Origin of the sequence: Paenibacillus sp. BK720, assembly GCF_011761545.1 — a bacterium.
Taxonomy (GTDB): Bacteria; Bacillota; Bacilli; order Paenibacillales; family Paenibacillaceae; genus Pristimantibacillus.
The window spans coordinates 238,057-253,356 of sequence record NZ_JAASRQ010000002.1; the positions used below are offsets into that span (position 1 = coordinate 238,057).

Consider the following 15,300-nt stretch of genomic DNA (forward strand, 5'->3'; position numbering starts at 1 on the left):
TGGATGCAAGGGGATGAGGAAAGATGAGGTTGTTTCGAATAACTCCGGCCTTGCTGACGATCCCTCTGGTACTGGGCGGATGCATGGGGCAGGACAATATCCCCGATAGGGCGGAGGTTGCGGAGGCGGTAAAGCCGGTCATTCAGTTAAACGCGATTACGATGGGAAATCCGCCGGCAAGAGGCATGGATTCCTTTTACAAGCAGCTGGACGAATTAACGATACGGGATTTCGGAGCTACGGTCCGGTTTGATTTTATTCCGTGGGATGAAGAGAAAAGCAATATCGGCATGGCGATTGCCTCGAAGAAATACGATTTCTACGTAGGTGGTCCGTGGTCGGATTTCAAGTCCTTTGCAGCCAAAAACGCGTTTGTCGATCTGACACCGCTATTAGGCGAGGTGCCGGCGCTGGTGAAGCATTACAAAGGGATGCTGGAGCAGATGAAGATCGACGGCAGGCTGTACGGCATTCCTCAGCTGAACGTACCGGGGGCCGGTCGGGAAGGGATGCTGTATCGCGAGGATCTGCGGAAGAAGTGGCAGCTGCCCGAGATGAAAGATTTTTCTGTCATGGAGCAATATTTGTATAAGGCGAAAGAAGAGTTTCCGGATACGCCCATGATTATCGACAAGCGTTACAGCGATAACCTGTGGCTTGCCCTGACGGGGGATAAGTATTATTCCGTCGCCGAGTTTGCGGTAGCGCCGATTAACGATCCGTACAAGGTCATCAGCATGTTTGATACGCCGGAGTATAAAGGGATGGTCGCAAAGGCCAAAGAGTGGTACGACGCCGGCATTGTGGATCATGATATTCTCGGGGCCCAGGAGAATGAAACAACCAAGACATTGGCATTAATGAAGGAGAATAAAAAGCCGCTGGAGTTTAATAACCATTTTGGCGCGGTCAGCAATTCGTATATTTCGGCGTTAAAGGCCGCTTATCCGGAGCAGGAATACGGCTGGATGGATTACAAGTTCGATATGTTCCCGAGTACGTTGTTTCTGCCGAATACCTCGGCGAATACTACAACGCAGATCTCGATTGGTTCGAACTCCCGGTATCCGGAGATAGCTCTTCAATTTCTGGAAAAAGCCCATACCAATCAAACCTATTATAATCTTCTGGTATACGGCGTAGAGGGCGAGAATTACAAGCTGCAGGGCGGCATGATCTCTTACGACGGGATTAAGGAAGAGAATAAGAAGCAGGCTTGGACAGGATTAATGGACGGCTACATGAACGTTCCAGTCCGCTATCCGGAAGAATGGCAGGCAATCGTAGACAAGCTGACCGTTAAGGAGGGCCCAAAGCTGGCCGAAAAGAACGGTGTTGACCCGTACCAAAATTTCCTGTTCGATACGTCCTCCTTATTCGACGAGCTGTCCAGTCTGGAGACGGTTCAGGAGCAGTACGTTCAACCGCTGAATCTTGGGATAAGTAAGGACATAGAAGGCGACCTGGCCGCGATGAAGCAGAAGCTGAAGGAAGCGGGCATTGACCGTTATTTGAAGGTGCTGCAGGAGCAGCTGGATGAGATGGAAAAGAAGGAGAGGAAGCAGCCTTGATCGGCTGCTTTTTTGTTGAAAAATAGGATCTCAATATGTAACTTTTACAGCTTATCCATCGTCTAGTGGTTTGTGGAAAAAATTAGGTTATGAAAACGAGTGAAGAAGGAGATCCATTCATGAGATTAGGATTTGATATTCTTATAATCGCGGTTCCCGTAACGCTGCTTTATTTGATTATAAGAATAAGTTTATGGAAAGTGTTCAGAATCAAGTTGATTCGGGAGGTTCTTCATCTATCTTTTGTTTTATACACGTCTTCCGTCGTATTTATTGTGTGGCTTTATTATGCGGCGCAAACGGAATATATGTTGTATAATTATATCCCTTTCAAAACCATCGTTGGTTACCTACAGGAGATCCCTTCCAACACGGCGTTCAAAAATATTATAGGAAATCTCCTCATTTGCTTGCCGTTTGGTTTTTACTATTATTTTAATATCCGGGTCATTCCCAAAATGAATATAGCCATTTATGCGGTCGCGATCCCGTTTATTATTGAATTCGGACAATGGATCATGTATTTCATTCATCTAGGAATGAGGGCCGTTGATATTGACGACGTTATCTTAAACGGTTCGGGTATTCTAATAGGATATTACATAACGAAAGGCCTTTTTCGGAAGAAGAGGCGTTCGGTTAAATCTACTGAAATGGTATTGAGCCGTTAGTAAAGCAGTCTGCCTGCTGGCAGGCTGCTTTACGCATTTCTTCCTTTATTAAGCAGGAATACTTATCCAACTGTCGAATAGGAGTCATTCGATCTACATTCGAACAAATAGGATGGTTGCGAAAGTGAAAGAATTACCTCAAATGACAAGCAACGACAGTCAAAAGTCATACCGCCATTGGATTATAGGCATTCTATTGCTTCTCATTCCCTTTACTGTTGCGATCTATGCTTATTGGCCCCAGTACTATAGTTTCACGACTACGGGCGAGATCGTTCCGATGCAAGAGATCGAAGTCGACGGCAGCGTTAACTTCGTGTATGTCCAAGAAGGCGTTACGCGCAACCGGTATGAGAAGTATTCCGTTGGCCTTCGCGATTCGGAAGCCGAATTTACGAAGGTCGATTCCTCGGCTGAAGACGATCTTAGCGCAATGCTCGACTTTGAGGAAGAAATGCGTAATGAAACGATCCACCATGCCATTGATTCGGCCTCCGAGGTAAGCTCCACCGCGATCATACAAGATCGGCGGAATGAGCGGCTTCAGCAGATCATCGAAGAAACCTCGGATTATTACGGGGACTCCATCGGACTAATGCTGGGGATTGGGCTGGTAGAGGAAACGATGCAGGAGGATTTCTCTCAAGACGGCACGATTATTATCGCGGGCACGGGAACGCTTGAAGAAGACCATACAGTCGGCTCCGTTGGAGCTATCCGGGATAAGCTGCGAACGGCCGAAGCGGCGGGTGCGGATATTTTCTTCGTGCCCAAGGATAAAGAGACGTTTATGTATCCGGGGCTCAGCAATGAAGAAGAAGCCGAGTTAACCTCGGAAAAACTGCGTTTGAAGCTCGAGATTGTCCCGGTTGCGACATTAGAAGAAGCTATTTCCTATTTGCGGCAATTACCTAAACCCTATCTCCGGAGCGTGATTAAACCTTGAAATTGAAGTCAAAGACTTTGTCGAACGTATTGAAGATATTGCTGTGGGTACTTGCCGGATTTGCCTGTGCCGATTTGGTAAGCTCCATTGTGTATACGGCAAGTCTGGATGCTTTCACCGCTTATATTTACGATTTCTACGGTTTCGTCGAGATCGTATCCTCCGTTCTGTATTATATTGCCGCGGTTGTCTATCTTATCTGGATCTATTGCGTTCATCTCGATATGAAAGCGATCTTTCCTAGCTTCGCCCGTTCGCCGGGAAAAGCGCTTGCGTGCATTCTGATTCCCGTTTACAACTTATTCGGGATTCCTTCTATTTACCGAATGATTGGACGAAGTTATCTGGAAGAAACAGACGGTGCCAAGAAGGAAGGGCGCTGGATCTGCAGCCTGGCATTGCCGCTTCTTCTATTCATGATGATTTCAAACGGTCTTGGCCGTATGGTTAATCAAGCCGACGAGCTGAGCGGATCGATGATTCTTATCCTGAGTTTAGTTACGCTGATCCTATACATGTGTTTTTTGATCCTCTGCATCCAAGTATCGCGCGGTTTGCATATTGCCCGTCTAGAGATCTTCTCAAGGCAATCCAACGATTTTAATGCCGGTGACTTTGAAGAAACCACCGTTGGGCAGCCGACCGCAGCTCATTAGCTTGAATATTGAGCAATAAAAGAAGCCAAGTACTTCGGATACTTGGCTTCTTTTATTGCTGAGGCACTTACAGTGCACTTATGCCTGGATTTCTAAAAATTCTTTTATATGTTTTATACCCGGAAAAGGGTTCCCGAATTTGCTAGTATAGGAGTGTAACACAATTGAATAGGGTTTGAGGATCTTTTGCTATCGGAATTTGATGTAGACAGACTAGGGGGGGCTTATGGTTGACGTTTTTGCTGTCGCAGATATTATTGTTGAGCATATTAAAACTCATTACTCCGAGGATATTTCGATTGTCGGATATTACGGATCTTATTTGCAGGTCTTGCTAGATTCATGGCGCTTCGAGACAAGATATCGGGCATTGGAAGCGAATCCAATGCATCGTTAATGGTAAATAAAGCAGAATCCGTTATAAAGGAATGCCTTGCCGGCTTGGCTAATATGCGGATTTTTACAGACTCTAAAGATCTGTCCTATTTTCGGATTCAAGCTCAAAAGATTGCTGGAGACATTTTCAAGTCCCTTGGCTTCTTGAACCAAATCTATTATAAGCGAAGCTGGGGCCACTATCGTGAGCAAGTCAGAGATCTCAAGGTAAAGCCGGAACAACTAGATCAATACCTGGATACGATTATGTTCAGCCATAGTCCGGATGATATTTTAATGGCGTGCGAGAAACTGACGGCTTCCACCATTCGTCTTATATCGGAGAAAAGAAACAATCTGGTAGAGAATCGCTCTTACAAAGAACGTATGAAGGGATACTACGAAGAGGAACGGGGGATGATGAACAAGCTGTTGACCGCATGCGAAAAGGGCCATTACGAAACAGCCTTCTTTGTTTCTGCCGGCTTGCAAGACGGACTAGCCCGAATATTGTACGCGGCGGAAAAAGGGCGTTGGCCTGGTCTTGGTGACATAGGGGATTATCGAGAGTATTACGTTCGTTTTGGATATCCGGATCTTGTCTCGCTGCTGGATCCAACTAATTTCGAACCGTTACGGTTAGCCGTGTTGCAGCTTATCGTTCAGTTGGAGAAGCATCTCATAGCGGAGGGTGTAGCCTTAAATTCCTTCGACTCTGTTGCTGAATTCGAAGCATTTTACACCAATAAAATATAAAAATAAGATCTAATAAGCTCCGGACAATCCGTCCGGGGCATTTCTTTGCTTACGCAAAAGTTACAGGAATCTTGCAAAATTGCGATAGGAGCGGTCGGGGCCTCGCTCTATAGTTAAAGTAGATTGGACGAAAGGAGGAAGGATGCCGATTCAAAGCGTTTTATGGCGAGGTTATTTGTAAGCGGTATCATCTTACTAGAGGAGGAGTTATTGGTGGGGCAATTAACTTTCAGCAGGGTATGGACGAGGCTGTTGTCCATGATCGTTACCGTGAGCATGGCGGCGTCGATGCTGCCGCAAGGGGCGGCAGCGGCGGCCGAGGATACCGGTGAGGGGAACAGCTCCGGCTATACCGTTACCGTTCAGGAAAGCATCAGCAGCAATGGCTTTACGCATCCCGGCGTCGGATTAACGAAGGACATTCTGGAGAACATGCGGGCTCAAGTGCTTGCGCATAAGGAGCCTTGGTATTCGTATTACACGGCCATGACAACCTCGGCTCAAGCCTCCAAGACCGTGTCGATCAAAAATCAAAGCGCAACCGACCCAACGAAACCGTTGTCCAATTTCTTTAACAGCCAAGGCATTCAATCGAGATTTATAAGCGATGCCCTGCTGGCCTACACGCAATCCATTATGTATGTCGTAACCGGCGATGCGACCTACCGGGCAAATGCGATGAAGGCGATTCGGATCTGGTCCCAAATGGATCCATCCCAATACGCGTATTACACGGATGCTCATATTCATACCGGGATTCCGCTTAACCGGATGGTAACGGCAGCTGAGATTTTGAGATATACAAGCAGCCCCTCGCCGGAATGGGAGTGGACGGAGCAGGATACAACGAATTTTTCAAACAACCTGATTAATCCGGTTATTGAAACGTTTCAACACAGCAACAACTATTTCATGAATCAGCATACGTATCCGTTAATGGGCGCGATGGCCGGTTATATTTTTACGAACAATAAAGAGAGATATAATGAGGCCGTTGAATGGTTCACCGTGAATAAGACAGCGAATGACCAGGGCTTTAACGGATCCATTAAACAGATGTTCCGCATGGTGGATACGAATGACCTGACGGGAGAACCGGTAACGCCGCATGTGCAGCATTTGGAGATGGGACGGGACCAGGCTCACGGAGGCGGCGATTTAACGAACGCGGCGATCCTATCGCGGATGCTGCTGGCGCAGGGAACAAAGGTAGACCCGGTAGACGGTACCGTCTCCGAAAGCGCGGATGCCGTGGGTCCATTCGAGTTTTTGGATGACCGCATTCTCGCAACCGCCGATTATTTCTGGCAATATATGCTTGGCTATGATACCCCTTGGACGCCTGTGGCTTACGCGATTTCGCCGGACGGTACGATCCGGGACACGTATAACCATCTTGCTGCCGGGTATAGGGGCAGGTACAATACCGCGAACTTCTGGGACCTCTATTACTACTATACATACGCGAGAGGGATCGATGTTGCCGAGAAGGCGCCGTATTATTTCGAAGCCTTTAAGAAAAGAACTCCGCTTACGTTTTATTACGGCGGCGGGCTTAACAACAACTGGGATAACGTCGACGGTGGAGGCGACTTCTGGCTGTATATCCCGAAGCAAGCGGAGGCTGAAGGCGCGTCTTATCTGCCAAAACGGCAAGCAAGCCCATCAATCATGGAAGTGGAAGACCGTTACACTGCGTTGGACGCTCATTCCGTGACCAAGCAGGAGGGAGATGCCTCTTATGTCCGCATGAATGCGACGGAAGCGGGAACTACGGTTGCTTATCTAAGCTCGGGTTACGGCTTGCAGACCTTTGGCTTGAAAATCCGGACCAACGGCCCGGCTGATCTCGATATGCTTGGCGCGGCCTGGACCTTGCCGGATACCAACGGACAATGGAGGTATGTGACGGTTTCCGGCTTTATGGGGGATATCGCGTATTTGACAGTGAAAGGATCAATCGGCACCATCGTCGACATCGATCATATTAACGCTCAGGCAGCAACGCAATTAACGCCGCCGGCGTTTAAGTCCGGAAGCTCGGATTTGAAGGTATATACGTTTGTTGGCTCGGCCCTTACTCTCGATCTCTCTGCGGATGATGCCAATAGTGCCGATACGATCACCTATTCGCTGGCTAATAAACCGGAAGGTGCAACGCTAAATGACTCAACGGGCGCATTTAACTGGCAGCCTGCAGAGGCCGGTGAGTCAACCTTAATAGCTGAAGCATCCGATGGAACAAGCGTTTCGGCGAAAAAGATTACCATCGTTACGGCTTCGGACCGGGTATCCGCCGTAAAAGCGGCTATAGCGCCATACGATCCATCCGCCGTTTATGTGCTAGACTCGCTTGCTCAATACGAAGCGGTCTATAACGAGACGATCGGGATGTTAAATACGGCATCCAATGATGCGTTTAATCGGCAGCTGGGCAAGCTTAGGCAATCGGCGGAAAATCTTGCGTTAACGACGCCTCTCCGGGCGGATGGCAGCATTCATTACTCCGATTCCGTTTTCTGGTCCAGCTGGGGAGCCGACGTTACCAAGATGGACGATTTGAGCTATGATACGGGCGGCTATTACGGACTTGCGCTTGGATCAGCTCCTAACCTGTACCATATTCTTGATTTCGGGCCCGATTATAAAGTATCCGCGACGAGGTTTGGATTCCAGAGCAATATTTTCGCCGATCGGCTTGCCAACTCAACGGTGTATGGCTCGAATGACGGGGAGAACTGGACGCGGCTGACGCCAGGCGCTACGCGAATGACGCAGGAATACCAGACCCTGGATGTGGATGAAGCGCGCCGGGACGAGAAGTACCGTTACATCAAGCTTGAAATGATTAAACCTCTGCCTGATGTTCTATATGGCATCGTCCGAAATTTCCTGGAGCTGACCGAATTTAGAATTTACGGGACACGTTATGAGACCGGCAATAAATTGGCTTCCGTATCCATGAGCTCGGAACAAAGCGTAAACGGCAAGATTACCACCGGGGATACCGTTAAGATTACCATAACGGCACGCGATGCCATTCAAAATGTCAAGGTTCGAATTCAAGGTCAGGATGCCGCGGTGAGCACATCCGATCAGAAAACATGGACGGCAGAAGCGAAGATGCTCCCGGCCGCTCCAACCGGATCGGTTAAGTTTGCCATCGACTATGAGAAAAGGGACGGAACAAGCGGCGACACGGCTTATTCCACAACGGACAGCTCGGCCTTATTCCTCGTTGACGGAACGACCTATCTGGATGTAACCAGCCTGGCGAAAGTGACGGCTTCCGACCCGCAATGGCCGGGGACCGGCTTATCCGCCGAGCAAGTGGGCTATTTATTGTTTGACGGCGATCCTGGTACTTACGGAGATTTGACGAATAGCACGGGGACTTATACGGTTGATTTCGGAGAAGGGGCAGCGGTAGAGTTGAACGAAATCGTACTCCTGCCAAGAGCGAGCCATCCGGCCCGAATGAACGGGCTTATTATTCAAGGCTCCAACGATAATTCGAGCTGGACCAACCTGACAACGGCGGTGGCGTCATCCCAAGCGAACAAGTGGTTTGACATTAGCGGCAATCAGCTGTTGGAGCATAAGCCCTACCGTTACTTCAGGCTGTATAATCCTACCGCTTGGAGCGGGAATGTTGCCGAAGTAGAGCTGCATGGCAAATATACGGCATCCGCGGAAACCGTAGCATCCAAAATCACGAGTATTGCGGTGCCGGCAAAAGGCGCGGCAAGCCTAACGCTTCCGAGGGTTCCGGACGGTTATTCCGTATCGGTTGCATCCGCGGCACCGGAAGGAATCATTGGCACGGACGGTACGATTACGCAGCCGGCTATGGACACCATCGTCTCCGTTGTACTGTCGGTTACGAATGAAGCAGATGGGACTACAGCTAATACAAGTGCGATTAACGTTGTTGTACCAGGGAAATACGCGCCGATTCAGATCGTTGTAACAAAGCTTGCGACCGTTACAGCCTCCGACAATCAATACGTGAAAACAGGGAGCGGCCTGACGAAGGAACAGGTAGGTTATCTGCTGTTTGACGGCAATACGTCGACTTACGGCGATCTGGTTACCGGTCCGGGCTCTTCCTATACCATTGACCTTGGCGTAAATTCTTCCGTTAGCCTGACTCAGATTAAGCTCTATCCAAGAGCGGCGCTGGCCGGCAGGCTGGACGGACTGATAGTCCAAGGCTCCAACGATAACGCGAGCTGGAGCAATTTGACGACTCCGGTTACGGGGGCCCTGTCCAATGCCTGGACCGATATCCGGCTGGATAAAATCATTGATCATGGAGCTTACCGGTATCTCAGGCTGTATAACGCCGGGAACTGGTACGGCAATATTGCGGAGGTTGGGATCTACGGTTATTACGACTATGATCTCCATTCCAAAATCGTACAGCCGGAGGGATTCACACAAGCAAGCTATTACAAGTATTTAAAAGAAATAGACCTTATCAAGGCTGCGAACAATCAGCCGGGCGCCGATAAAATGGAGATTCTGAACCAGCTGCTGGCCGCAAGAAATCTTCTTGTTTCCTTGGCTGATCTCTATCCGAAGATCCCCGTGACGGCCGACATGACGCTTGCCTCTTCCGATTCCTGGGACGGCACGGCCGATGCCGCGACGAATGGCTGGCGCGCCTTTGACGGGGATACGGCTACATCCCCGGATACAAAAACCGCATCGGGCTGGGCTCGCATTGACCTCGCGGCAGGCAACGAGAAGGTGGTCGGCAGCATACGGTTTATCGGCAGAAACGGGAATATCGCAAGGATCAACGGCGCTCAGATTCAAGGCTCGAACGATGGCATCAACTATGAGACTTTGTTTACGATTAATGGCATATCGGATTTCAAATGGTATTCGCAGCTGCTGGACAACGGCAAGGCTTACCGGTACTTGAGATATTACACGCCAAGCGGATATGCCAATATTGGAGAAATCGAATTCCGTGAAAAAACCGTAGACCGCACGCTGCTTGAGCTGTTTATAGAAGAAGCAAAAGCGATAGACTTAGAACCGTACACATCCGAGAGCGTCACGGTTTTCCAGGCGGAACTGGCGGCTGCGCAAGAGTTATGCATGAATGCAAATGCTGCGCAGGCTGAGATTGATTCGGAAGCGGCGAAGCTTCGGCAGGCACAGGATAACCTGAAGGTTCAGGTTCCGCTAGCCGCGGATGTGCCGGGGAAAGCGGTCCTGTCGGACAACAACGGACATGACAGCGGCTTAAAAGACGGAAGCTATACCGTTACGATGAACCTCTGGTGGGGCAATAACGGTACCGTATATAAGCTGTACGAGAATGGGGAGTTGATTGATACGCAGAAGCTCGCCGACAAATCGCCTGAAGCGCAAACCGTAAAGACGGATATGACGGGCAAAGCAAACGGAACGTATACGTATACCTGCGAGCTCACGAATTCGTTCGGAACTACGGCATGCGCTCCGCTGGTTGTCGCCGTAACGGATGCTAATCCTGGCAAGCCGGTATTATCGAACGACAACTGGGATAACAACGGCGAATACAAGATCTCCTTGAATATGTGGTGGGGAACAAACGCAAGCGAGTACCGGCTTTATGAGAACGGGCAATTGATAGATAAGCAGGCTCTGGAAGCCGGTACGCCAAATGCGCAATCCGCGGTAACGGCGATTTCGGACAGGGCGCCTGGCGAGTATGTCTATGAAGCCGTCCTCGTTAACGCTGCGGGAGAGACCAAGAGCGGGAAAATGAGCGTAACCGTTAAATAGCGCGAACCGCATTTAAGCGGCAACGAGACTGTCCAAACGGCAGTCTCGTTTGCTTATGAAGGAGCTAATAAACAAGTATTGACAGTTTCCGGAAGTCGGGAATATAATTAAAACCAGATTATTGTAAGCCTTTTCAATCGAGCTCTATAATTACCAATACCCGTCAATGGGTATTCATTTTTCAGCAATTATGAAACCCGTTTCATGAAATAGGTTTCAGACTTGGCTGAGCAGGAGGACTTATGAGCGGCAATAACGGAAACGGAAACGGACTTATCGACGGGGATACTTTCATTCAAATCAAGCCGGAGAACGGTTACGACGGGTTTGAAGGCTGGGGCACCTCGCTTGCCTGGTGGGGGCATATTGTCGGCCAGTGGAGCGATCGGAATAGGCAAGATGAGATCATGGATCTTATTTTTGATGCGGATAAAGGTCTAGGCTTAAACATCATCCGGTACAACATCGGCGGCGGGGAAAATCCGGCGATCCAGCCTAACACGCTGCGTCCGGGCGGCGATGTTCCGGGCTTTCAACCGGAGAAAGGCATATGGGACTGGAGTGCCGACGAGGGTCAACGGAACGTCTTGCTGGCAGCGATGAAGCGCGGGGCTGATATTGCCGAAGCCTTTTCGAATTCGCCGCCCTACTGGATGACGATAAGCGGTTCCGTTACGGGTGCGGAAGACGGCGGAAATAATCTGCGTGAAGAATGTTACGAGGAGTTTGCGGATTATTTAACGGAAGTGGTTAAGCACTACAAGGAAGCGCACGGCGTTGCCTTCCGGACGCTTAATCCGTTGAATGAACCGGTCTCGAACTGGTGGAAGAAGGGCAATATTCAAGAAGGCGCTCATTTTTCGCTTGATAAACAGATGGATATCATTAAGCAAACCGCCCGATCCCTCCAATTAAAAGGCTTAACCGAAACGGCAGTCAGCGCACCCGATGAAAATAGCGTGGATGAAACGCTGGAAATGCTGCACGGCTACGACGAGGAGACGTTTAACAGCTTATCGCAAATCAATACCCATTCTTATAACGGCGTTCGCCTCGAGGAAATTCGGAAGCTCGCTCAGGAGAAGGGGAAAAAGCTGTGGATGTCGGAGTACGGAACCGGCGGGACGGGACCGCATGATCACGGGGATATGACCAGTGTGATGGAGCTGGCTGAGAGGGTCATTACGGATCTGCGGCTGCTGCAGCCCGCAGCTTGGGTATATTGGCAGGCCGTGGAGGACGAAAGCGCCCAGAATAACTGGGGATTTATCCACTCCGATTTCAGGCATGGCGAGAACCAATACGAAATAACGAAGCAATATTACGCGATGGCTCAATTCAGCAAGTTTATTCGTCCCGGCAGCCGTATTTTATGTCCCGACGATCGCGATTCCATTGCGGCTTACGATGCAGAACGCAAGCAGCTTACGGTGGTTGTTCATAATCGGGAAGGGCAAAGACGAATCCGTTACGACCTTGGCCCTTTTGTCCCAGACGGCACAACGGCCAAGCTGTACCGTACATCGGAGCAGGAAAACCTGGTTGAAGCGGAGTTGTTCATTCATAGTAACAAAATTACGGTTAATCTCGAGGCGCAGTCCGTGACGACTGTGGTCGTATCCAATATAACTCTATAAAAAGAGAAATAGGGAGGAGTACTTCAAATGCAGGAAACCATCCAACCCACGAATGGACTGCCGCATAAAAATACGGCTGTTCAATATAACGCATTCAGTTACAACATTAACGGTGAGCAAGTGTTCCTGAACAGCGCGGCTATTCATTATTTCCGCATGCCTAAGGAAGAATGGCGCGAGGTGCTTGTGAAGGCGAAGCTGGCCGGCATGAATTGCGTCGATACTTATTTTGCGTGGAACGTCCACGAGCCTGAAGAAGGACAGTGGAGCTTCGAAGGCGATAACGACTGCGGCGCTTTTCTGGATCTTTGCCATGAATTGGGACTGTGGGTCATTGCCCGTCCAGGTCCGTTCATTTGCGCGGAATGGGATTTCGGCGGCTTCCCATACTGGCTGAATAATAAGAAGGATATGAAATTCCGGGCTTACGATAAACAGTACCTGACTTACGTCGACCGCTACATGGACCGGATTATCCCGATTATCCGGGAGCGCGAGATTAACGCCGGCGGCTCGGTTATCCTTGTGCAGGTCGAGAACGAATACGGTTATCTGGAAACCGACGAGGCTGCGCGCGACTATATGCTTCATCTTAGAGACGTCATGCTGGAACGCGGCGTAACGGTACCGCTGATCACGTGCGTCGGCGGCGCGGAAGGCACGGTTGAAGGCGCGAACTTCTGGTCCGGAGCGGACCATCATTATAATAATCTGGTGCAAAAGCAGCCGGATACGCCAAAGATCGTAACCGAGTTCTGGACCGGCTGGTTCGAGCATTGGGGTGCGCCTGCGGCAACGCAGAAGACGGCAGCCCTATACGAGAAAAGAATGCTGGAATCGCTGCGGGCCGGTTTTACGGGCATCAGCCATTACATGTTCTTTGGAGGTACCAACTTTGGCGGTTACGGCGGCCGCACGGTTGGCGCGAGCGATATTTTCATGGTGACCTCCTACGACTATGATGCACCGCTTAATGAATACGGTCGCGTAACGGAGAAATACAATACCGCCAAACGAATGTCCTATTTCGTGAATGCAACGGAAAACGTCCTGCTGAGCGCGGTTGAAGGCGCTGCCGGTTCAGCAGCTCTTCCGCAAGGCTTTGCGGCACGTGTTCGCGAGAAAGGCAATGAGCGGATCTGGTTTGTGGAGAGCTCGAAGGACGAGCGGGAAACGACCAGCATGACGCTGCCGGACGGACGGACCATTCCGGTTACGGTTGGCCCTCATGCCATCGTTCCCGTCATCGACAGGCTTCAGGTGGAACCGGGCGTTTATCTGACCTGCAATACGTATCTTCTTGCCAACGAGCTGATCGACGGGCAGCAAACGCTTATGGTGTACGCGGAGAACGGCCAGCGTTCGCATATCGAGCTGGAATCCGGGCAGCCCATCCGGGTTGAGGATGACGGTGTCAGAAGACAACTGCTGGAAGGCGACAGAAGAGTTGTTTTTGATCTTTGCCACTTCCAGGAGGCGCAGTTCGTTCAACTGACCGTTGGCGGCAAGCCTTACCGGATTATCGTCATCAACAAAGACAGCGCGGACCGGGCTTGGCGGATTGCCGGCAAGAACGGGTCTAACTGGGCGATTGGCTACGCAGACTTCGACCTGCTTGCAGACGGTACGTTCCGTGCTGCCCTCCAGGATAGCGATGCGGAGCCGATTCTTCTGGGCGAATGGGCAACTCTCCCTGGAGGACAGCTTGCTCCATACGTGTATTTGCAAGCGCCGGCTTTAGAAGGCTGGACATCCGAAGCCTGCGAGCTGTCGGCGGCGCAAGGCCGGGAGGCTTCGCAGCCGAAAGCTTTCTCCGAGCTTGGTCAGCCGTATGGTCATTTGCTCTACGAATGCGACATCGACGCAGGCAGCGAGAGTGCCGCAAATCTCGTTATCTCAAGACTCGAAGATACCGCCAGAGTGTACGTTAACGGCAAGCAGCAAGCGCTTGTGCAAAAGGTCGGAGCAGCGGCGGTGGAAGTGCGGCTTGCGCCGAACAGCAAGAACCGGCTGCAAATTCTGGTGCAAAATATGGGTCGTCTCAATTTCTCGCCGTATTTGGGCGAAGTGAAGGGGATCGCCGGAGCCGTCTATGCGGACGGACAATCGGTTGATCTGCTCGGCGGCTGGAAGCATGAAGACGCAACGGTTCATCTGAACGAGGTCAATTCGATTGCGGGCGGCAGCGTGATCCGCAGAGCCTTCACCGTGGAGGCCGGTCTTGACCGCGCCGTTCTGGTAGGCGCGATCAGCGGACGCCTCAGCATTAACGGCAAGGAAATCAAGCTGGAAGGCTATCAGGATTGGTTCCTGCATCACACGCTGGACATCTCGGACTATATTCAGGAAGGCTCCAACCTGATCGAGATGGCTTACGTAAAATCGCCGCTGCAGCGTCTGGAGCTGCTCTTGTCTTCCTCGAAGAACGAGTTGGGCGGATGGCGGATCGCCGATGTCGAGCAGCTTAACCGTAAACCGTACGCGGGAAGCACCGGAGCTCCGGCGTGGCATACCGTGCAATTCGATAAACCGGAGCTTCCGGCGGATGTTAACGCCAAGCTGAAGCTGCGTTTAACGGGTATGAGCAAAGGAACGTTGTGGCTTAATGGCATCAACCTTGGCCGTTACTGGCAGGTTGGTCCTCAGGAGGATTACAAAATTCCGATGGCATGGCTGAAGGAGCGCAACGAGCTTGTCCTGTTTGACGAGAACGGCGCAAGCCCGTCGAAGGTACGCCTTCTTTATGATCAGGCATCCAGCAGGCGCTGGATTTCTATTCCATCCCAGCCATGGCTTTAAAATAAATAGGTTATGAGTAACCGCTGCTTAGATGATGCGTTCAATTTTTGAATCAGTCATATCGGGCAGCGGTTTTTTCTGAGTTGTTGTAATCGTTTGCATGAAGGG

The 15,300-nt window shown here is 50.4% G+C and carries 8 protein-coding genes; all 8 read left to right on the plus strand.

Going from position 1 to position 15,300, the window contains the following annotated elements:
* Positions 1-23 precede the first annotated feature (23 nt).
* The 8 genes from FHT67_RS08015 (at position 24) to FHT67_RS08050 (ending at position 15,192) form a co-directional block, all read left to right on the plus strand.
* Positions 24-1,571, plus strand: a complete 1,548-nt coding sequence (locus tag FHT67_RS08015; RefSeq protein ID WP_167197260.1) for an ABC transporter substrate-binding protein — start codon at positions 24-26, stop codon at positions 1,569-1,571.
* 119 nt (positions 1,572-1,690) lie between these two features.
* On the plus strand, positions 1,691-2,242 hold the full coding sequence (locus FHT67_RS30645) for a VanZ family protein (protein WP_481856696.1): 552 nt from the start codon (positions 1,691-1,693) through the stop codon (positions 2,240-2,242).
* 124 nt (positions 2,243-2,366) lie between these two features.
* Entirely contained in the window at positions 2,367-3,188 is an 822-nt protein-coding gene (locus FHT67_RS08025; protein ID WP_167197265.1) for a hypothetical protein, read from the plus strand.
* Positions 3,185-3,844, plus strand: coding sequence for a DUF4328 domain-containing protein (locus FHT67_RS08030; RefSeq protein ID WP_167197268.1), 660 nt, complete (start codon positions 3,185-3,187; stop codon positions 3,842-3,844). Before FHT67_RS08025 ends, FHT67_RS08030 begins: the two co-directional genes overlap by 4 nt.
* A gap of 540 nt (positions 3,845-4,384) precedes the next feature.
* Positions 4,385-4,975, plus strand: coding sequence for a hypothetical protein (locus FHT67_RS08035; RefSeq protein ID WP_243867033.1), 591 nt, complete (start codon positions 4,385-4,387; stop codon positions 4,973-4,975).
* A 258-nt stretch (positions 4,976-5,233) separates the two neighbouring features.
* Entirely contained in the window at positions 5,234-10,756 is a 5,523-nt protein-coding gene (locus tag FHT67_RS30650; RefSeq protein ID WP_481856697.1) for a discoidin domain-containing protein, read from the plus strand.
* 242 nt (positions 10,757-10,998) lie between these two features.
* Complete coding sequence (locus tag FHT67_RS08045) at positions 10,999-12,393, plus strand: glycoside hydrolase family 30 protein (protein ID WP_167197274.1); 1,395 nt, start codon at positions 10,999-11,001, stop codon at positions 12,391-12,393.
* Positions 12,394-12,420: 27 nt separating this feature from the next.
* Complete coding sequence (locus FHT67_RS08050) at positions 12,421-15,192, plus strand: beta-galactosidase (RefSeq protein WP_167197276.1); 2,772 nt, start codon at positions 12,421-12,423, stop codon at positions 15,190-15,192.
* The last annotated feature ends 108 nt before the right edge of the window (positions 15,193-15,300 follow it).